The sequence below is a fragment of the Lachnospira eligens genome (assembly GCF_009680455.1).
Lineage (GTDB): Bacteria > Bacillota > Clostridia > Lachnospirales > Lachnospiraceae > Lachnospira > Lachnospira eligens_A.
In genome coordinates, this window is the sequence record NZ_WKRD01000003.1 from 64,423 (window position 1) to 86,769 (window position 22,347).

General features: G+C 37.5%; 18 protein-coding genes. 15 read left to right on the forward strand and 3 right to left on the reverse strand.

Features of this window, described 5'->3' with window-relative positions; genetic code table 11:
* Positions 1–206 precede the first annotated feature (206 nt).
* From GKE48_RS04355 to GKE48_RS04405, 11 genes are all read left to right on the forward strand, one after another.
* Positions 207–1,607, forward strand: coding sequence for an MFS transporter (locus GKE48_RS04355; protein ID WP_022098883.1), 1,401 nt, complete (start codon positions 207–209; stop codon positions 1,605–1,607).
* A gap of 34 nt (positions 1,608–1,641) precedes the next feature.
* Entirely contained in the window at positions 1,642–3,477 is a 1,836-nt protein-coding gene (gene uidA, locus GKE48_RS04360) for a beta-glucuronidase (RefSeq protein ID WP_055214516.1), read from the forward strand.
* A 231-nt stretch (positions 3,478–3,708) separates the two neighbouring features.
* Positions 3,709–5,073 (forward strand): MATE family efflux transporter, encoded by a 1,365-nt coding sequence (locus GKE48_RS04365; protein WP_041688986.1) that lies wholly within the window; start codon positions 3,709–3,711, stop codon positions 5,071–5,073.
* 41 nt (positions 5,074–5,114) lie between these two features.
* Positions 5,115–6,461: a citrate/2-methylcitrate synthase gene (locus GKE48_RS04370; RefSeq protein WP_041689145.1), complete on the forward strand. Its 1,347-nt coding sequence runs from the start codon at positions 5,115–5,117 to the stop codon at positions 6,459–6,461.
* A gap of 85 nt (positions 6,462–6,546) precedes the next feature.
* Positions 6,547–7,113, forward strand: coding sequence for a cellulose binding domain-containing protein (locus GKE48_RS04375; RefSeq protein WP_154300519.1), 567 nt, complete (start codon positions 6,547–6,549; stop codon positions 7,111–7,113).
* Between the two features lie 36 nt (positions 7,114–7,149).
* Complete coding sequence (locus tag GKE48_RS04380; RefSeq protein WP_330583088.1) at positions 7,150–8,157, forward strand: glycoside hydrolase family 5 protein; 1,008 nt, start codon at positions 7,150–7,152, stop codon at positions 8,155–8,157.
* A gap of 5 nt (positions 8,158–8,162) precedes the next feature.
* Entirely contained in the window at positions 8,163–8,522 is a 360-nt protein-coding gene (locus tag GKE48_RS04385) for a hypothetical protein (RefSeq protein ID WP_022098889.1), read from the forward strand.
* A complete protein-coding gene (locus GKE48_RS04390) occupies positions 8,519–9,190 on the forward strand; it encodes a response regulator transcription factor (RefSeq protein WP_055214512.1) in 672 nt (223 codons plus the stop codon). Before GKE48_RS04385 ends, GKE48_RS04390 begins: the two co-directional genes overlap by 4 nt.
* A gap of 18 nt (positions 9,191–9,208) precedes the next feature.
* Complete coding sequence (locus GKE48_RS04395) at positions 9,209–10,372, forward strand: sensor histidine kinase (RefSeq protein WP_055214510.1); 1,164 nt, start codon at positions 9,209–9,211, stop codon at positions 10,370–10,372.
* A 66-nt stretch (positions 10,373–10,438) separates the two neighbouring features.
* Positions 10,439–11,119 carry an ABC transporter ATP-binding protein gene (locus tag GKE48_RS04400; protein ID WP_154300520.1) on the forward strand — a complete coding sequence of 227 codons (681 nt, stop codon included), beginning with the start codon at positions 10,439–10,441 and terminating at the stop codon, positions 11,117–11,119.
* Positions 11,116–13,968: an ABC transporter permease gene (locus GKE48_RS04405; RefSeq protein ID WP_154300521.1), complete on the forward strand. Its 2,853-nt coding sequence runs from the start codon at positions 11,116–11,118 to the stop codon at positions 13,966–13,968. The genes GKE48_RS04400 and GKE48_RS04405 overlap by 4 nt, the downstream gene beginning before the upstream one ends.
* Before the next feature lie 35 nt (positions 13,969–14,003).
* Here GKE48_RS04405 and GKE48_RS04410 read toward each other — a convergent pair whose 3' ends face one another.
* The gene (locus GKE48_RS04410; protein WP_154300522.1) at positions 14,004–14,945 is read right to left on the reverse strand and encodes a M15 family metallopeptidase; all 942 of its coding nucleotides are present in this window, start codon (positions 14,943–14,945) and stop codon (positions 14,004–14,006) included.
* Positions 14,946–15,066: 121 nt separating this feature from the next.
* Between GKE48_RS04410 and GKE48_RS04415 the strand changes: the two genes are divergently transcribed.
* Complete coding sequence (locus tag GKE48_RS04415; RefSeq protein ID WP_154300523.1) at positions 15,067–15,861, forward strand: AAC(3) family N-acetyltransferase; 795 nt, start codon at positions 15,067–15,069, stop codon at positions 15,859–15,861.
* On the opposite strand, the gene GKE48_RS04420 is transcribed toward GKE48_RS04415, so the two are convergent.
* Complete coding sequence (locus GKE48_RS04420) at positions 15,854–16,741, reverse strand: LysR family transcriptional regulator (RefSeq protein ID WP_154300524.1); 888 nt, start codon at positions 16,739–16,741, stop codon at positions 15,854–15,856. The genes GKE48_RS04415 and GKE48_RS04420 overlap by 8 nt on opposite strands.
* A 189-nt stretch (positions 16,742–16,930) precedes the next feature.
* Between GKE48_RS04420 and GKE48_RS04425 the strand changes: the two genes are divergently transcribed.
* From GKE48_RS04425 to ttdB, 3 genes are all read left to right on the forward strand, one after another.
* A complete protein-coding gene (locus GKE48_RS04425; RefSeq protein ID WP_154300525.1) occupies positions 16,931–18,196 on the forward strand; it encodes an SLC13 family permease in 1,266 nt (421 codons plus the stop codon).
* Positions 18,197–18,274: 78 nt separating this feature from the next.
* Entirely contained in the window at positions 18,275–19,180 is a 906-nt protein-coding gene (gene ttdA, locus GKE48_RS04430) for a L(+)-tartrate dehydratase subunit alpha (protein ID WP_022098898.1), read from the forward strand.
* 12 nt (positions 19,181–19,192) lie between these two features.
* Positions 19,193–19,825 (forward strand): L(+)-tartrate dehydratase subunit beta, encoded by a 633-nt coding sequence (gene ttdB / locus GKE48_RS04435; RefSeq protein WP_022098899.1) that lies wholly within the window; start codon positions 19,193–19,195, stop codon positions 19,823–19,825.
* 65 nt (positions 19,826–19,890) lie between these two features.
* On the opposite strand, the gene GKE48_RS04440 is transcribed toward ttdB, so the two are convergent.
* Positions 19,891–22,068 (reverse strand): sodium-translocating pyrophosphatase, encoded by a 2,178-nt coding sequence (locus GKE48_RS04440; protein ID WP_154300526.1) that lies wholly within the window; start codon positions 22,066–22,068, stop codon positions 19,891–19,893.
* Between the last annotated feature and the right edge of the window lie 279 nt (positions 22,069–22,347).

Here is a 22,347-nt window from a genome sequence, read left to right on the forward strand (position 1 = left end):
GATTTTTTATAGTACAATTTTTGCTATAAAAAATGTATGGGTAAAAATAATACTAGATATACTAAAATCTGTAATAACGGGTATGTTATTTATAGGTTAATATAAAGACATAGAAAAGAGAGCACATAATAGTGCACATAATATTTAAGGACGGTCTTTAAAGAAAAAATATCTATAATATTTAATAAAGTGATGGAGGTTTTATTATGACAGATAACAATGGAAAGGTGAGGCCATTTGGTATAAAAGACAAGCTTGGTTATATGTTTGGTGATTTCGGTAACGATTTTACTTTTTTGTTATCAGCTATGTTTTTGTTGAAGTTTTACACTGATGTTATGGGGGTTTCAGCAGCACTGGTCGGTCTTATGATGATGGCGGCAAGATTTGTTGATGCTATAACTGATGTAACAATGGGACAGATAGTTGACAGGAGCAGGCCGGGAAAGAAAGGCAAATTTGCACCATGGCTCAGACGAATGTGCGGTCCTGTTGCATTAGCATCATTTCTGATGTATGCGACATGGTTTAAAGATATGCCGATGGGATTTAAGATTTTCTGGATGTTTTTCACTTACCTTCTTTGGGGAAGTATATGCTACACAGGAATTAATATTCCTTATGGTTCAATGGCATCAGCGATTTCAGACAATCCGACAGACAGAACTTCTCTTTCTAACTGGAGAACAATAGGAGCTACACTTGCTCAGACAGCGATAGGTGTTGTATTACCACTTGTAGTATATTATACAGACGAAGCAGGAAATTCAGTATTATCCGGTCAGAAAATGATGCTTGGTGCTTTGGTATGTTCAATAGGAGCAGTGATCTGCTATATGCTTTGCTATAAAATGACAACGGAAAGAGTTAAGGTTGGACAGAATACACAGAAATTTTCGTTTGGAGAGCTTATAAAGGAACTTGCCCATAACAGATCATTAATAGGCATTATAGTTTGTGCACTGGTATTTTTACTTGCACAGTTATCATTAAGTAACATGAACGCATATATTTATCCAAATTATTTTGGCAATATAAAAGCAATGTCGATTGCAAGTCTTTCAGGAACAATAGTAATACTTTTACTTTCAACATTTATTACAAAGCTTGCATCAAAAATTGGAAAGAAAGAATTGTCAGTTATAGGATGTATTATCAGTGCAGCTTCATTTATAACATTATTTATAATTCACACTCATAATGTATGGATCTGGATAGCTTTAATAATTATAGCAACAATCGGTACTTCAATGTTTAACATGGTTATATGGGCGATGATTACGGATGTTATCGATGAATCAGAAGTTCAGAATGGTGTACGTCAGGATGGTACAATTTACTCAGTATATTCATTTGCAAGAAAGTTAGGACAGGCATGTTCATCAGGTTTAGCGGGCGTACTTCTTTCGATTGTTGGTTATACAACAGCTACAGCATTTGATCCTAAGGTTATTGACGGAATCTACAATGTGACATGTCTTATGCCGGCAGCCGGAATGACATTATTATTGCTTGCATTAATATTCTTATATCCTTTGAATAAAAAGAGAGTAGAAGCAAATGCAGCTAAGTTAAGAGAAATTAGAGCAGCTAAGGAACAGCAGTAAAAATATTATAAATATAAATCAGGAGGAATTAATTATGTTATATCCAGTTTTAACACAGTCAAGATTATTAAGCGATTTAAGCGGGGTTTGGAATTTTAAGTTAGATAACGGAAAAGGTTTTGAAGAAAAATGGTATGAGAAACCTTTGAAAGATGCAGATACAATGCCTGTGCCAGCTTCTTATAATGATCTTAAGGAGGGGACAGATTTCAGAGATCATTATGGATGGGTATTTTATCAGAGAAATATATCAGTTCCAGAATATGTAAAGAGCCAGAGAATTGTACTGCGTTGTGCAGCAGTTACACATTATGCCATGATCTATCTCAATGGCAAACTGATATGTGAGCATAAAGGAGGATTTCTTCCATTTGAAGTAGAATTAAATGATCATTTACAGGATGGAGATAATCTCCTTACCATTGCGGTTAATAATGTTATTGATTATACAACTCTGCCAGTTGGTGGTAAGGCTAACATGATGAGTGGAATGATGGGGGGCATGGGTGCAGGTGCATCTGACAAACCACAGAACAATCCTAACTTTGACTTCTTTAATTATTGTGGAATTACAAGACCTGTAAAAATCTACACAACACCTGAGACATATATCAATGATATTACAGTTACAGCTGATATTGATTTCACAAAAGAAGAACCATCGGCAGTACTTAATTATAATGTTGAAATTAAAGGAAAAGATTACAACAACATAACATGTAAAGTTGAATTATTTGATGAAGAAGGCACAAAGCTTTCAGAAACAGAAGGGTCAGAAGGCACATTTGAGATAAGTAATGTAAGATTATGGCAGCCATTAAATGCTTATCTTTATAAGATAAAGGTTACAGCAGGACAGGATGTGTATACACTTCCATATGGTGTAAGAAGTGTAAGAGTAGATGGCACAAAGTTTTTAATTAATGAAAAGCCATTTTACTTTAAAGGTTACGGAAAGCACGAAGATACATTTCCTAATGGACGTGGAATAAATCTTCCTATGAATACAAAGGATATATCAATTATGAAGTGGCAGCATGCTAACAGCTTCAGAACAAGTCATTATCCTTATAGTGAGGAGATGATGAGACTTTGTGATGAAGAAGGTATTGTTGTTATCGATGAAACAACAGCAGTAGGAGTCAATCTTCAGTTCGGCGGAGGAGCTAATTTTGGTGGAGAGAGAATAGGAACATTTGATAAGGAGCATGGAGTGCAGACACAGGAACATCATAAGGATGTTATCCGTGATTTGATATCAAGAGATAAGAATCATGCATGTGTTGTTATGTGGAGCATAGCTAACGAACCTGATTCAGCAGCAGAAGGTGCATATGACTACTTTAAGCCTTTATATGATCTTGCAAGAGAATTAGATCCTCAGAAACGACCATGTACATTAGTAAGTGTTCAGGGAACAACTGCTGATACAGACTGTTCATCTCAATTAAGTGATGTAATATGTCTTAACAGATATTATGGATGGTATTTTGGTGGTCCTGATCTTGAGGTATCAGAGACTGGACTTCGTAAAGAACTCTCAGACTGGGGTAAACTTGGAAAGCCTGTTATGTTCACAGAATATGGAGCTGATACAGTGAGCGGACTCCATGACACAACATCTGTTATGTATACAGAAGAATATCAGGTAGAATATTATGAGATGAATAATAAAGTATTTGATGAATTCGACTTTGTTGTAGGTGAACAGGCATGGAACTTCGCAGACTTTGCAACAAGCCAGAGCCTGTTAAGAGTACAAGGTAATAAGAAAGGACTGTTCACAAGAGACAGAAAACCAAAGATGGTTGCTCATTACTTCCGTAACAGATGGAGTGCAATTCCTGAATTTGGTTATAAGACAAAATAAATTATTATAATAAAAATGTCATACAAAAGCTGCCACTTTATAGTAAATGAGTGGCAGCTTTTATGTGCTTCTTGTGAGGCATGTTGCTAATGTGGATATTTATGAAAATTTCGTAAACAGATAAAAATCTATATACTATGTAAATAATTAATGATATTATAGTTAAATAAATTAATGGTCAGTATATGTGTGAAAGACATCTGGCAATTAAACAGAACGAAGAGGTTTATGATGAAGAATAATAATATGACAAGAAATCTTGGAGAGGGAAATATATCAAAGCTTCTTGCTTCGCTTGCAATTCCTGCAGTTGTGGCACAGGTTGTTAATCTGCTGTATAACATAGTTGACCGTGTATATATAGGACATATTCCGGGTATTGGGGCTAATGCTCTTACAGGGGTCGGACTTTTTACTCCTATACTTATGCTTATTAATGCATTCGCAATGCTCGCCGGTTCAGGAGGAGCACCAAGGGCAGCAATATTTATGGGAAAGAAGGACAATGATACAGCTGAGAGAATTATAGGAAACTGTTTTACATTTATAATGATATGTGCGGTTGTATTGACGGCGGTGTTTTATGTATCAGCACCACAGCTTTTAAGATGGTTTGGCGCAAGTGATGCAACGCTTCCATATGCTTTGTCATATGCAAGAATATATATTCTTGGAAGCATATTTGTCCTGATTGTTATGGCAATGAATATGTTTATCACAACACAGGGGTTTGCTAAGATCAGCATGCTGACTACAGTAATTGGTGCAGTGATTAATATTGTTCTGGATCCTATATTTATATTTGTATTTAATATGGGAGTAAGAGGAGCAGCACTGGCAACAGTGCTTAGTCAGGCTGTCGGAGCTGTGTGGATTCTGCATTTTCTGACGGGTAACAAGACAATACTGCGTCTTAAGAAAGCTAACCTAAGACTTGATGCGAAGATAATCGGACCGTGTCTTGCACTCGGAATATCAACATTTGTAATGTTATCTACAGAGAGTATTTTGTCAATCAGCTTTACCTCAAGTCTTTCCAGATACGGCGGAGACCTTGCGGTAGGAGCAATGACAATTATAACAAGCACTAATCAGCTTATTGTTATGCCGTTACAGGGAATATGTCAGGGTGGACAGCCGGTTATCAGTTACAACTATGGAGCAAAGAATAATGACAGGGTTAAGAAAGCATTTTTTACGCAGTTTAAAGCATGTGTAATATTCACATGTATAAGCTGGGCAATTATGATGCTTACACCACAGCTGTTTGCCGGTATATTTACAAGTGACAAAGTACTTGTGAATTATACAGCATGGGCATTGAGAATATATATGGCAGGAATATTTGCAATGGGATTCCAGGTAAGCTGTCAGCAGAGTTTTATGGCGTTGGGACAGGCAAAAGTCAGTCTTATACTGGCATGTTTAAGGAAACTTATATTGTTGATACCGCTTATATTCATATTACCATTGATTTTTCAAGATAAAGTATTTGCTGTATTTCTTGCAGAGCCGGTAAGTGATATTATTGCGGCTATTGTAACAACGATAGTATTTATGTTTAAGTTTAATAATATATTATCTGAAAATGAATAATATAAAAAATTTTAATGAGTAGCAGGAAAGGGGTAATGGGAATGAACAATATGGATAATTACATGGAGCAGATGGCGGTTCTTTGTGAAAACAATGACAGTATCAACAAGAACCTGTATTCGGAGTATGGCGTAAAGCGTGGATTACGAGATGAAAATGGTCAGGGAGTATTGACAGGGCTTACTAATATATCTGACATAAAGGCTTTTGAATACCGTGATGGTAAAAAGTGTCCATGTGATGGAGAACTGTCATACAGAGGATACAATATAAGAGATTTTGTTGCAGGAAGCAAAGGGAAAAAGTATGTTTTTGAAGAAGGAGCATATCTGCTTTTGTTTGGAGAACTTCCTGACAATGACCAGTTAAAGGAATTCCGTGATGAGTTATCAGAGTGTATGAAGCTGCCAACTAATTTTACAAGAGATGTTATAATGAAGGCTCCTACAGCGGATATAATGGGCTCAATGACCAGGAGTATTCTGACTCTTGGCTCATATGATAAGAAAAAAGACAACTTAGATATACCTAATGTGTTAAGACAGAGTATGCAGCTTATTGCAACATTTCCGATGATTGCAGCATATGCATATCATGCTTATAATCATTATGAGAAGGATCAGAGCATGTATATTCACAGACCAGAAAAGGAATTATCTATAGCAGAGAATTTCCTGAGAATGCTTAGACCAGATACATGTTTTACAGATTTGGAAGCACGGGTTCTTGATATTGCATTACTGCTGCATATGGAACATGGTGGTGGTAATAACTCTACATTTACTACAAGAGTTGTAACATCCTCTGGTTCTGATACATATTCTGTTATTGCCGCAGCTATGTCATCATTAAAAGGAAAGAAACATGGTGGCGCTAATCTTATGGTTATGAATATGATGGATGATATTAAGGAGCATGTTAAAGATTATGCAGATGAAGAAGAAATAGCTGCATATCTGGATAAATTGCTTAACAAGCAGGCATTTGACAAAAAAGGTCTTATATATGGTATGGGACATGCAGTATATTCTATCTCAGACCCAAGAGAGAAAGTGTTTAAGGGATTCGTGGAGCAGCTTGCAACAGATAAGGGGCGCAATGAAGATATGCTTTTATATAATAATATTGAAAAAATTGCACCAAGGCTTATTGCAGAACAGAGAAAAATATATAAGGGAGTAAGTCCTAATATAGATTTCTATAGTGGATTTGTATATGATATGCTTGATATACCAAGAGAGTTATATACACCTTTATTTGCTATAGCCCGAATAGTTGGCTGGAGTGCACACAGACTGGAAGAATTAATAACTACAGATAAGATAATACGTCCTGCATATAAGAGTCTTGTAACTAAAAAAGAATATATTGACAGAGAAAAAAGATAATTTTAACACCATATTCTGATTATAATGCAGGATATGGTGTATTTTTGTATATTTTGCTATAATAAAAAATGGGGAGGGAAAACATATGATGAATAAAAAGAAATTATGTATAATAATAGTTATAGCTATAATTGTAACAGGATTAGCTGTTACATTTGCAGTATTATCAAAATCAGGTAAACATAAAGAAAATGTTAATGAAGAAACTACAGTGAATAACGAGAAACAGACAGATTCTGTGACAGAGGCAGCTAAGGCAGATGAGAGAAAACAGGTACAGACATCTGTAACAATGCAGTTTAAGCAGTCTAATTCGTGGGAGGGCAATGGCAGATTCTATGCACAGTACGACCTTGTTATTGATAATAAAGAGACGGCAAAGATATCGGACTGGACATTTAAGATTAATACTACCAATGGCACTACATTGGAGCAGAGCTGGAATTGTACAGTTGATACTTCGGATTTACAATGGAGTGTCGTGCCGGTTGATTATAATAAGATAATTGAGAGTCAGGCGCAGATGAATAATGTGGGCTTTATTATCAGTTTCGCGTCTAAGGAGGAGCTTAAGAAATATACACTTGATTTCAAGCTGGAATCGGGAATGGAGATAGTGCTTGCTGATGATGGAAAGGCATATAAAGCGTGAGAAGAAATTGCAGATTCAAGTGAAGAATCAACAGTGGTGGAAAATACAGCATCAGGAGATGATACAGCACAGCCGGGTGGAAGTGATTCTGGAAATGATTCAGGAAATAACTCTGATACAGGAAGCAATGCAGGCATAGTCACAACAGTTCCAACAGGAAGACTTCAGGTATCCGGCACGAAATTAACTGACGAATCAGGTAACATTATCCAGCTAAGAGGGGTAAGTACACACGGAATATCATGGTTTCCAGACTATGTTAATTATGATGCATTTGCAACCTTAAGGGACGATTGGGGTGCAAATGTAGTGAGAATTGCTATGTATCCTGAAGAATATAATGGATATCTTTCAGGTGGAGACAAAGCGGCATTAAAGCAGATTATTGATAACGGTGTTAATTATGCAACAGAGCTTGGAATGTATGTAATCATAGACTGGCATGTGCTTAATTATGCACCATCAAGACACACACAGGAGGCATGTGATTTCTTTGCAGAAATGGCATCTAAGTATTCAGGCCATGACAATGTAATATATGAAATATGTAATGAACCTGTTGGTGCTGACTGGAATTCAGACATTAAGCCATATGCAGAGACTGTAATAGGCACAATAAGACAATTCGACGATCATGCACTTATACTTGTAGGAACTAACACATGGTCACAGGATGTTGACAGCGTTGTTGGCAATACGCTTGATGATGGAAATGTTATGTATGTGGCACATTTTTATGCAGGAACACATAAAGAAAATATAAGAAATAAGATAAGCACAGCACTTAATGCAGGAGTTCCAGTGTTTATCAGTGAATGTAGTATATGTGACGCATCAGGCAATGGTGGAATAGATTATGCATCTGCCAACGAGTGGCTTGACTTCATGAACAGCAATCAGCTGAGTTTTATTGCATGGAGTCTTAGCAATAAGGCAGAGACATCAGCACTTATATCATCTGGCTGCAGTGCCAAGAGCGGCTGGAGTGATGGTGATTTGTCTGAGACGGGAAGATGGTTTAAGAGTGCGATATCGGGAAGGTGATAGTTATGAAAAACCGTATTTTAACATACAGAAAATACATAGATTCATTATTACAGTCAGAAGAAGACTGCGACTGGAAATACATCAAACAGGAGCATCTTACACAGGTGGCATTCTTTCAGCATGAAAGGCTTGTGCATTTGATTGTAACCATAACATTTGCAATATTGGAGCTGCTGACAGTGTGCGCATATGTGATAGTTGGGGCGATAGACTCTGCATTAAGCATGCCTCTGCTTGTCCTTGCAATTGCAATACTTATCCTTCTTGTTCCATACATCAAGCATTACTATCTGCTTGAAAACGAGGTGCAGAAAATGTATAAGCAGTATGACAGGATATGTGAAAAGGAACGGAAATTATGATAGTTGTTGTTGAAGATGAGAAGGAATTATGTGAAAGCCTTAAAATGCTGCTGACTGAGAAGGGGTATGAGATAGTTACTGCCAGAAGCTGCGATGAAGCGGATAAATATATTGGCAATCCACAGATTGATATGTTTCTGTTAGATGTCAAGCTGCCTGATGGAAGTGGATTTGACATATGCAGGAAGATAAGAAAATCAAGCGAAGTGCCGGTTATATTCTTAACCTCATGTGATAATGAGGAAGAGATAGTTACAGGGCTTGATATAGGTGCAGATGATTATATAACAAAGCCGTTTTATACGAAGGAACTGCTTTCAAGAATAAGTGCCAACTTAAGAAGAAGCATGTTCAATGCAGGAAATATCTATAAGAAGGGGGATATTGTCGTCGATTTTGACAGATATAAGATAAGCTGTCAGGGTGATGAACTAAATATATCGACTAATGAATTCGATATTGTAAGAATACTTATAGAGAATAAAGGAAAAGTCGTAAGGCGTGATGCTATATATGAGAAAATATGGGATATTCACGGTAATTTCGTGGAATATAACACGCTGACTGTTGCAATGAGCAGAATAAAAGCAAAACTTGGAACATATGGAGAGAAACATCAGCAATACATAGAGACTATCAGAAATGTGGGCTACAGGTGGATTGACTAATAACTTTCAGGGGGATGTATGGATAACACGGTTAAGAAGAAACTGTCTGTATTCAGAAAAAGGCAGACTGTTTTCGTTATTATATATGGATTGATTAATGCGGTTGTTATAGCTGGAATTATAGTGTATTACAGGCTTAAAGAGCAGGTACTGGCAGGTGCATTGTATTTACAGGATAATGCATACGGTGAAGCATTTGTACGAAAAATGTTTTCATCAGGGATAACAGATAACAATATCAGAGCGGGTAGGACAGCCATGGAAAGTGCCGGATACGGCAGCCATGGCTTTTCGTATATGAGCAGACTTAATGGGGAAATGTATGCTTTAATTGCAATAATAGTGGTTCTTTTAATTGCACTCGGTTCAGGATTATATAACTGTTACAGACTTGGACATAAGGGTTTTGTAAAGAAAGTGTGCGATGTATATGCAGATAACGAGAGGCTTTCTAAGCAGTTAGATAACGAACACATTTATAATAAAGAGCAATATCAGAAGATGCAGGATTTTATTGAAAATATAGCACATCAGATTAAGACGCCGCTGGCAATTATAACTATGAAACTGGAAATGCTTGAGGAAAAATGTGATGACAATCCGCGGCGTAAGGAGATAGCTGATTGCACAGGTAATGCGTTCAGAATCAAAACATTTATAAAGAAGCTGCTTGATATAAGCCGATTTGAGGCAGGAAAGGTTGTCATGACAAGTGATGAGGTTGATGTTGCGGCAATACTTCAGGAAAGCATTAACAGCAGTGTTGTAGACAGAAATAGAATTACCACAGATTATGGTGACGAAAAATTGTGTATGTATGCAGATGAAGGCTGGATTGTCGAGTGTTTCATTAATCTTCTAGACAATTGTGCGGAATATTTAGCAGATGACAATACTAAGGTATATGTTGATGTAACAAGAAAGAATGATGACTGTGTAGTTACGATTGCTGATAATGGCAAAGGGTTAAGTACGGAGCAGTTTAACAGCATATTCAACAGATTCGAGACTAATGGCAGTGCGGCGGATTTTAAGGCAGGTATCGGACTTAACCTGTCAAAGCTTATTATTGAGGCACATCATGGAAGCATAAAGGCAGGAAACAGTGAAAAGTATGGCGGAGCTGAGTTTGTTGCGACGCTTCCGATGTACAGATTAAAGACAAAATATCAGTCCATGTAAGCTGGGTGTAAGTTTTGTAAGATATAATTATCCCAGATAGAAATCGGGGATGAGAGGGGGAGACGTATGGACATAATATTAAGCGTAAAAGGTATATCCAAAACTTACACAGCAGGACAGGTGAAGATTAATGCGTTGAACCGGTGTGATATTGAGGTAAGAAAGGGAGAATTTACCGCGATTGTCGGCAAAAGTGGTTCAGGCAAGTCAACTCTGTTAAGAATTCTTGGAACAATGGACAAGCCAGACGAAGGAAAGGTGTACATAGCAGGAAAAGACATAAGTAATCTTAAGAATTCAGAACTGGCAAAATTCAGACGCACGCATATTGGGTTCATATATCAGGATTATAAGCTGATTCCTGAATATACAGCATATGAAAATATAATACTTCCGTTAATTCTTGACAGTGAGCAAGCTGATGAGGAGAAAGTCACTGAATTAATGGAATCACTTGGCATAGATTACTGTAAGGATAAATTTCCTGCACAGATGTCAGGTGGTGAACAGCAGAGAGTTGCAATCGCAAAGGCACTGATTACACATCCGTCAGTTATATTCGCTGATGAGCCGACCGGAAATCTTGACGCGGCGAGTGCAGAAACAGTTGCCCAAATGCTTACTCTGGCAGCGTCTAAGTATCAGCAGACTATTGTTATGGTTACACATGACAGGCAGATGGCAGAATATGCAGACCGCATACTCACAATCACAGATGGAAATGTGACAGGGGGTGTGGGGGTATGAACAGCAAAATTATAGCATTGACATTCAGGGGACTTCGCAGGAGATTTAAAAACATTTTAAGGTCCATGGTATTAGTAGTGCTCGCATTTACATTTGTTACAGGGGTACTGTTATTGCAGGAAAATATGTCAAACTGGCAGAAGGCTGATAATAAAAAGCATTTTGGAGACTGGTTTGTAATGTACAGGTCTAAACAGCCAGAGGAAAACGAAAGCATTAAAAAACATCCTTATACCGGAAATGTGTACACTGCAAAAACTGTAACAAGCGTAAAGGATAGAACCAATTTATCAGATATTATGATTGGTACAATGTCAGATGGCTTTATCAGCATGGGCAGTATAGCACTTGAGAAAGGTAAGATGCCGGATAATGACAATGAGGCAGCAATAGACAGGAACTCTCTTATCAGGCTTGGGCAGGGCACAGACATTGGAGATAATATAACACTTAATGATAAAGAATATACGCTTTGCGGAATAATGAACAGCTATACAAATGTATGGAATGATGGTAAAAAGCTTCCGGGAATTATTGTTACGGAAAATGAGGCAGACAATATTGCGACGGATGAAACATACATATATGCATATTCATTACAAAGTTTCATAGATGAACAGGATTATAGCAGTATAGCTGAGAATTTAAGAAAAGAATCAGGCCTTAAGTTTAATTTTACATATAATAGTAATGTGTATGATTATAAGCCGTGGGGATATGCAAAAGTTAATAATTATATTTATGTATTTATTATGCTTGTTGGAATAACGATAATATCATATCAGATTACAATGTATAATAAGACAAGAAAAAATGTCCGATTTATTCAAAAATGCCTTGGGGCTGATAAAGGGCAGATAATTTTTATGATATTAACAGAGAATATATTTATACTTTTAATTTCGGCAGTCATAGGTTTTGGTATAGCATCTGGAACAGGGTATGTCATACAGGCTTTAATAAAATATTTTAAAAATGTGTCATTTTTCTCAATAGGACAATATACCCTGATAAGGATTATTCTGACACTTGTAATTGCAGTAGCAGTCAGTTTTATGTCGGAAATTATTACGGACAGATTAAGCAGCCTGAACCGAAAAAAACGGACATACAATTTTAAAAATGTTATGACAGAAAAAACGTTTGTTAAAACTACTGCGAAAAGATTTAAGTGGTCTGATGGCTGTTTCCAGAATATAGTAATAAGAGTGTTTTCTCTGGCAATGGCTGTTATTACTGTTGTATGTGCCATTAATTGTATCATTGCATACAGAGAGTACTTAAGGATAACGGATAAACCTGATATTGTAGGCTATGCGGTAAAAGAGACTCCCCGTTCATATACAGTTTATTATGATTACACAGCCAGTCTTGTGAAAAAAGGAGATGTGCATACTGCAGAGCAGATAGAGAAAAAAATACCTGATACATGGGAGTATTCTCCATTTCAGAATCATTCCATATCAGAATATTATTTTAATGATGTTAAATTTGGCGACAGCTGTATGTACAGGAATATAAGTGATGATGTTTTGAATTATCTTAAAAATATAGATGGCGTAGATGATATAATCATGGGATATTACGAAACAGCAAGAACATTTACATGGACAGGTATCAATACTGATAATGTTGGAAATGGTATATCATTGGCAAGATCATTAAAGTCAGGTGGTGCAGATAAAAAATATATTTTTGCTGCCGGATATGTGGAACCGGAGGAGGATATATATAATTCTCTTAATGATTATGCTGGGGGAAATCTGGATTATGATGGATTCAAAGAAGGTTCAGAAGTTGTTGTATTTCTGGATGTAAATAATTCTGGGGTATATGATGACAGCATGAAGGATGGTGTTACTCTTAAACTTCATAATTATGAAATGGTTTTAGAAAGAAATGACAGTTACGAATCAGGCGATGAATATATCAATGCCTATAATAAATTGCTTGAGGAGACAATTGATGGATATGAAGGCCAGACAGATACACAATCAATAAAAGATTATATATGTAAAAATATAACTGACCAGCAGATAACAGAAATTTTAGATGTATATGCCGAGACACATGATAATGCCTATATTATAAATACATATAATCAGTATAAAGCTGGGAATATAAGTAAAGAACAATTGCTCGATGCTTCAGGTTCAGATGAGTATTACAGTGGTGTCTGGAGATCAATTATTTCACAGGAGTGGTGGTATAGTCAGTATGGATTTTACACATATCTTGTACCAGCAGCCAGCACTAAAGTGGTTAAAGTAGTAAAGGTAACTGATGAAATAAAAGAAAAATTCAAATACATAATACCTGAATTTGGCCAGTATACAGTAATTGGTTCAACACAGCTTTTACATAATGCATTGGACAGCCAGAATGAACTTATTAAAAAATACCTGTTCCTTGATGAGCTGCCTGATTATATGAAATTAAAGATGAGTCCTAACCAGATTAATATAAAGTATAATCTTGGTTCGTCTGTAATGGCAACAGATAATGTTGTTTCTTCATATCTTGGTTCAGCCGGATTTGCGTATGCATCATATTCAGATGAAAAGAACCAGATGAGACAGAAGACAATAGAAGCATTGATGACATATGGAATTACAGGAATTGCTGCAATTGTAATATATCTTATGGTAAGTACAATTATTCTGAAAGGAAGGCTGGAAAGGTATACAGAAAGAATAAAACTTCTTATCAATACAGGAGCGGAAAGAGATAAAATTGTAATTATATGCATGTATGAATGTATCTGGCAATCGATGTGGTTTATAGTACTGATGCCGTTAGAGCTTCTGATATGTCTGGTAATGGTAAGAAGATTTGTAAAACAATTATAACAATTGAGGCGCGGATTTTTCCGCGCCTTATGTTTTTAATTCGGATACTGTGAAGTAATTCCAAAGTACTCTTCAAGAGATAACCAGTCGCCATTGTTATATAACTTAGTTGCAAGGTCAACACCTACATAACGAAGATGCCATGATTCATACTGATATCCGGTAGCAGAATCTTTGCCTTTAGGGAAGCGGATACAGAAGCCGTATTTGTAGCAGTTATCATTAACCCACTTACCTTCGTTGGTGTACTGGAAGCTGTCCTCAATAGTGTTAAGGTCAAAGCATAAACCAGTCTGATGTTCAGAGTTGCCAGGTCTTGATGAATATGTGTCTGCTACAGCAGCACCATCACTTTTAACATATCTGTTATATACATTAACCTGATAATTATATGAACGGTATCCACTGGCAATATATATATTAAGACATTTAGCAGTTGCATCCTTTAACATAGTGTTCCATGCACTCATAAGAGTTTTGTCAAGACATGTTGAGCTTCTGTCTGCATTAACAGGCTGGTCAGGATTAGTGGGAATGAAATCCTGAGGAAGAGCATATGTCTTATTGGCAATAAGTACTCCGTCAATATAAGTTGCTCCATTAATTTCCTGAATCTGGAAGCCTTTAGAAGTAGTACCTTTGGAAACTGTATTACCAGATGGAACTACAGGTGGTGCAAATTCAGAACTGTCAGATGAAGCAGAGACTGATGTTGCATCTGACATAATTGAAGATGAAGTATCAGTTGATGAAACTTCTTCACTTGTAATTTCATTCTCTTTTGTCTGTGTTGATTCTTCAACCTTGGCAGTTGTAGATTCCCCATTCTTATCTGTTTTCTTAGACTTAGAACAGCCTTTCATGGAAACAGATATTATTACAATAATAATGATAAGTAAAGCAGCAGCTGCACAGGCGAGAATAATACGGTTTCTTCTTACCTGACGCTGTCTGCGTGTCAATCGTCTTTTAGTCATGATGAATTAATTCCTTTCAATTAAATTATTTAAAAGTAATTATTGCATTGTTTACTGGATATTTCAAGGATAAATGTGCTAATATGTTTACTATATTGATATGTGAAAAGCGAGGACTAATATGTATACAAAAGAACAGTTAAAGAAGCAGTTAGAGAATATGGGCTTAACAGGTGATGAGACGATTCTTATTCATTCATCAATGAAATCTATCGGTGAAGTTGAAGGTGGGGCAGATACAGTACTTGATGCATGGATTGAATATTTCGGACATGGACTTTTACTTCTTCCAACACATACATGGAAGAATATAAATGCGGACTCACCGGTATATAATCCTAAAGAAACACCATCATGTGTCGGACTGCTTACTAATATGTTTCTTAAAAGAGACGGAGTAATAAGGTCACTACATCCTACACACAGCATGGCAGGAATTGGAAAGAAAGCGGCAGAATATCTTGCAGGGGAGGAGAACAACAATACACCGTGTACACCAGGCGGATGTTACGACAGATTAAGAAGCTGTGGAGGAAAAGTTCTGCTTGTTGGAGTAGGACATGAGCGCAATACATTTATTCATAGTGTTGAAGAGGTACTTAATGTACCACACAGATTATCAGATAAGCCGATGAAGTTACAGATTGTAATGCCTGATGGCAGCATTAAGGATTCATATATGAGAAAGCATTACAACGCAGACCAGCCTCACATATCAGAGGATTTTGTTAAGCTTAATCAGGCATTTCTTGACTGTAAGGCTGTGCGTGAAGTAACATTTGGTGACGCAGAGTGTCTTTTGTGTGATGCACAGGCGGTGTTTGAAGTTGTAAGGCATGTCATTGCACCAGACCCTGAATGTATTGTGACGAGCAGTTCAATTCCAAAGGAGCGCTGGGAAGCACTTGTTAAGTAGTAATGTTTTCTGAACAGTACTGTATCGCAAAATCTATAAATAACTGGGCACTGTGGCTCAAGAAATTCCCCTTCTTCCATACGATTCCGATATTAACATCAATCGGTGGTTCAAGGGGAATTCCTTTATATTGCTTGAAATGAGGCAGCATATCTGAGAAAAGGAAACAACCGCAGCTTCCGTTGTCAATGAATTTCAATGTAGTATATAACTGGCTGCTTCGCATAATAATTCTCGGGTTAAGCTTTAGCTGGTCAAATCTGTTTTTCAAAAGCTCATTCTGCACAGAGTCCACATTAAACATAAGCAGATTCTCATCTCTGAAGTCTTCAATTGTCATACATTTTTTCTTAGCCATAGGATGTTTCTTAGAGACAACGTACATAAGCTGTTCTTTAGCAAGAATACAGCTTTCGAATTTATCTATATTAAATTGCTCCATATTAACAATTGCAAGGTCAAGCTTTTCATCCTGTACGAGATCACATGCACGCACAGAGCCGAATTCATCGAGCTCTGTCTGGATATCAGGATGATTCTGTTCAAATGCATTAAGTACTTCAGGGAAAAAGATTGTACTGAACATAGGTGGTATTCCTATCTTAAGAACCGGAACCCGGTTGCCTAATTCTAAGAATTCATTCTGCATTTCTGTACTGTGTTTTAGCAGGTCTTTAGCTTTTTCATAAAATGTCTCACCGGCACTTGTTAGTTCCAGATGATTACCATTTCTTGCAAAAAGAATAATATTAAATTCAGCCTCGAGGTCTTTAATGGCAATCGAGATTGTAGGCTGCGTCACAAAAAGCTCTTCTGAGGCTTTGGTTATGCTGCGGGTGCGGCATGCAGTGCAGAAATATTTTAACTGGTTAAGTGTCATAGCGCGCTTCCTCCTGTTAAATGCTACAAAAATTAGTGCATTTTATACATATATTTTAGCATAAAAATTTTTTATTGAAACATAAAAATCATTAAATTGTTTTTTTACGAGAACAGGATTATGCTTTAATTACATTAAAGATGAGTCCGGACAGAAAGTTAATTAATAATATGTGAAAGGGGGAACGTTATGTCTCAAACCACAATAACATTACTGTTTTTATTGTTTGCTGTAGTCAGTTTCATACTTGAAAAGATTCCGCTGGGGCTTACAGCTACAATAGTTGCACTTGGTCTGAATCTTACCAACGTACTTACGGTAAAGGAAACATTTGCAGGATATGTAAACAGCAATGTAATACTGTGTGTCGGAATGTTCGTAGTCGGACAGGCACTATTTGAAACAGGTATGGCTAATAAAATCGGAGGTATTGTTACTAAATTTGCCAAATCTGAAAAGATACTTATTATTGCGATAATGTTAATCGTAGGAATTATGTCAGGGTTCCTTTCTAATACGGGAACAGCAGCAGTACTTATCCCTGTTGTCTGTGGAATAGCAGATGAATCAGGATATTCAAGAAGCCGTCTGTTAATGCCTCTGGTATTCGCAGCAGCACTTGGGGGAAACCTTTCAATAATTGGAGCACCGGGAAATCTTATGGGTGTAAATGCTCTTGAAGAATTAGGGCTTTCAACAAGCTTCTTCATGTATGCACCGATTGGAATACCAATGCTTATATGTGGAATTATCTATTTCATTGTAATAGGCTGCAGGCTTCTTCCAGATAAGAAGGTTATTACAGAGGATGCCCCAGAGCAGACAAAAGATTTCAGCAATGTTCCAAAATGGAAACAGGCAATGTCACTTATTGTGTTAATTCTTGTTATTCTTGCCATGATATTTGAGGATAAGATAGGAATTAAGATACAGGTTTCAGCATGTCTCGGAGCAGTAATACTTGTTCTTGCAGGTGTTATATCTGAGAAGGAAGCGCTGAAGTCAATTGATTTAAAGGTTGTACTGTTATTCGGTGGTTCACTTGCACTTGCAAGTGCTCTTGAAAAAACAGGAGCAGGAACACTTATAGCAGATAAGATTGTTGGAATTATGGGTTCTAATCCAAGTCCTATAGTTCTTTTGCTTGTGATATTCGTAGTCACATGTGTACTTACGAACTTCATGTCCAATACAGCAACAACAGCGCTTATGGTTCCAATTGCCGTATCACTGGCAGAGAGCCTTAACGCAGATCCAAGAGCGGTAGTAATTGCTACAGTTATTGCAGGATCATGTGCATACGCAACACCAATCGGAATGCCGGCTAACACAATGGTAGTTGGCGTTGGCGGATATAAGTTCAAGGATTATGTAAAATCAGGACTTCCGCTTATACTCGTATCGTTTGTGCTGTGTATGATTTTGTTACCAATATTATATCCGTTCTATCCATAGGAGAAGAATGGGTCAGCAAAAGTAAATATATGTCTGCATTATAAAGCATGCAGGTAGAAGAAAGGAACAGGTATTTATATGAACAAAGAAGAGAGCGTAAAGCTGATGACAGACAAGATGGCTAAATTTGTTGGCCATATCGGTAAAAAGTTACCAGATGATGTAATTGCAAAGCTTGAGGAGCTTGCAGCCCAGGAAACAGCACCACTTCCTAAGGTTTTATATGAGACAATGACTAAGAATCAGGGACTTGCAGTATCACTCGACAGACCTAGCTGTCAGGATACAGGTGTATTACAGTTCTGGGTTAAATGTGGAACTAACTTCCCGCTTATTAATGAGCTGGAGGGATTGTTAAAGGAAGCTGTTGTACAGGCAACATTTGCAACACCATTAAGACATAACTCTGTTGAAACATTTGACGAGTACAACACTAAGAGAAATGTTGGTAAGGGAACTCCAACAGTATTCTGGGATATCGTTCCTAATGACGACCACTGCGAGATATATTCATACATGGCAGGCGGCGGCTGTACACTTCCAGGTAAGGCAATGGTTCTTATGCCAGGTGCAGGTTATGAAGGAATAACAGATTTCGTACTTGACCAGATGACAAGCTATGGACTTAATGCATGTCCTCCACTTCTCGTAGGCGTAGGCGTTGCAACATCTGTTGAGACAGCAGCACTTCTTTCTAAGAAGGCACTTATGAGACCAATCGGTTCACATAATGAGAATGAAAATGCAGCTAAGATGGAGAAGTTACTTGAAGACGGAATCAATGCTATCGGACTTGGACCTCAGGGTATGGGCGGTAAATTCTCCGTTATGGGAGTTAATATTGAAAATACAGCAAGACATCCATCAACAATTGGTGTAGCTGTAAATGTAGGTTGCTGGTCACACAGAAGAGGTCATGTAATATTTGATAAAGACTTAAATGCAGTATGTGATACACATTCAACAATAGACCTGAACGCATAGGAGGATTAGAAAATGGTAGAAATCAGAGGCGATAAAAAGGTTCTTGTTACACCAGTAAGTGCAGAGGACTTAAAGGATATTAAGATTGGTGACATTGTATGGCTTGACGGAGATTTAATGACATGCCGTGATGTTGCACACAGAAGACTTGTAGAATATGGAAGAGAGCTTCCTTATGATATTAAGGACAAGGCAATATTCCATGCAGGTCCTATCGTAAGAAAGATTGAAGGAACAGAGAATGATTATGAGATGGTATCTGTAGGACCAACAACATCAATGCGTATGGAGAAATTCGAATACGAATTTACTAAGCAGACAGGTGTAAGAGTAATTGTAGGAAAAGGTGGAATGGGTCCTAATACAGAGAGAGCATGTAAGGAATTTGGTGCTATCCACTGCGTATTCCCTGCCGGATGTGCTGTAGTAGCAGCAACAGAGGTTGAAAGAATTGCTGAGCATCACTGGGATGAGCTTGGTATGCCAGAAACATTATGGTGCTGTAAGGTTAAGGAATTTGGACCGCTTATAGTATCAATAGATGCTAATGGTGACAACCTATTTGAACAGAATAAGGTTACATTCAATGAAAGAAAAGAAGAAGCCAAGAAGGCAATATATCCTAATGTCAAATTCATAAAATAAATATACATAAAAACAGGGGCGGCAGACCTTTATGGTCTGTCGCCCCAACTCCTTTATACGGAATATTATCTTATACCAAAGATAAGGTACAGTAAATTGTAGTTATAGAACATTACTGCTGCAACGAGTGAAACAGTAGACATAATCTTGATAAGGATATCAAGAGATGGTCCTACAGTATCCTTTAATGGATCACCTACAGTATCACCAACAACGGCTGCATCATGTGCTGGAGAGCCTTTGCCCTGTCCTTCGATAGCACCTGATTCAATGTACTTTTTACCGTTATCCCATGCACCACCAGCGTTACCTGTAAAGATAGCAAGCATGATAGCTGAAAGAGTAGCACCTATAAGAAGACCGCCTACGAAGTAAGGTCCGAAAAGGAATCCGGCAATTACAGGGAAGATGATTGAGATGATAGCTGGCATACGCATTTCTTTTAATGCACCCTGAGAAGATATCTCAATACATGTCTTATAGTCTGGTTTAGCCTTTCCTTCAAGGATACCAGGAATGTCTCTGAACTGTCTTCTTACTTCTTCAACCATTTTACGGGCAGCATTGGCAACGGCTTCAATAAGCATACCTGAGAACAGATATGGAAGAGCACCACCAACTAAAGCACCGGCAAGAATAAGTGGGTTAGTGAAGTTAAGGTCGAGGCTGCTTCCCTCTGGCTGGAATGCATAAAGGAAACTAACCATAAGTGAAAGTGCTGCAAGTGAAGCTGAACCGATAGCAAAGCCTTTACCGATGGCAGCAGTTGTGTTACCAACGGAATCAAGCTTATCAGTAATTTCTCTTACCTCAGGTTCGAGCTCTGACATCTCTGCAATACCACCGGCATTATCAGAGATTGGTCCATAAGTATCAACAGAAACAGTTGCTGATACGAATGAAAGCATACCTACGGCAGCCATAGCAATACCGAACATGCCTGAAACTGCGTATGAAACATAAGTTGTAATACCTAAAACAATAAGTGGGTACATACAAGACTTCATACCAACTGAAAGCCCCTGTGTAATAGTTAAAGCTGCACCTTCCTTAGAAGCCTGTGCAATTGTCTGTGTTGGCTTGTAATCATAACTTGTATAGTATTCTGCGATACCACCGATGATAACACCACTCACTACGCCAAGTGAAGCAGCAATCCAAGGTGATATGAAACCAATGTTAAATCCTGCAACCTTAAGAATATCTGCATTCTCGCCATTGAATAACAGATATGTAGCAACGAATCCGCCGATAATTGTAATTCCGGCAGCACTCCATGTTGAGATATTAAGATCTCTGTGAGGATTATCAGAACCATTCTTTAAGAGAACATAAGCGATACCAAGAATAGATGCGATAAGTCCGATTGCAGCGAATACAAGTGGGAAATACATCATCTTAGAGAGCATTTCGTCTGAAACTTCAAGGTTATTAGCTACATTTGAAAGGTAAAGACTTACTGCAAGAATAATTGCTGAAGATATAGCTCCAACAAATGATTCAAGAAGGTCAGAACCAAGTCCGGCAACATCACCTACATTATCACCAACGTTATCTGCGATAGTGGCAGGATTTCTTGGATCATCTTCAGGAATGTGTGCTTCTGTCTTACCAACAAGGTCAGCTCCCATATCAGCTGCCTTAGTATATATACCGCCACCAACACGGTTGAACATAGCAACAATAGAGCAGCCAAGTGCGTAGCATGAAAGACACTGTGTGAATACATGAGCACCACGGAGAGCCTCAATGTCAAGCATGTTAAGACCAAATCCAAATATGATGTATACAAGGAAAAGTCCTAAAAGTGCGAAACCGCCAACGCAGAGACCCATAACTGAGCCACCTTTTAAAGCTACCTTAAGTGTTGAACCAATGTTCTTAGTGTTGCGGGCTGTATTAGAAACTCTTACATTAGCGTAAGTAGCAATCTTCATACCTACCCAGCCTGCTGATGCACTCATGATAACACCAATCATGAAACATACAGATGGCTCCCAGCTGAATTCTCCATACTGGACAGTGAATATAGCTGCAAATGCGATTGCAATAATAACAACTACTACTGCAATGATTTTGTACTCGTATGTAATAAATGCGTTAGCACCAACTCTTATGGCTGCTGCGATTTCTTTTATACGGTCAGTTCCTTCATCAAGTTTCTTAACACCGATGAAGTTGAATGCTGCATAACCGAGCGCAAGCAGGGCTGCAACGATGACTAGAATTAATAAAGCTTCCATGTTTTTCTCCTCGTTAAAAAATTATGTCCGTTACGCGTGCCTGTAGAGATAATAAATGTGGCGTCATTTATTATCATACTTCAAAACACCAACTTGTTAAAGTTTACTAAAAAACATTATGAAAGTCAAATTGAATTATGCATATTCACTATATAATTATGTTAAATTATTTAATGAAAGCGATAGGGGCACAATTGCTTAATTATTAAGAATAAGATATAATTAATGCTTAAATAAGGCACTATATATAAAATTAATTGAAAGGATAGTTTACCCTAT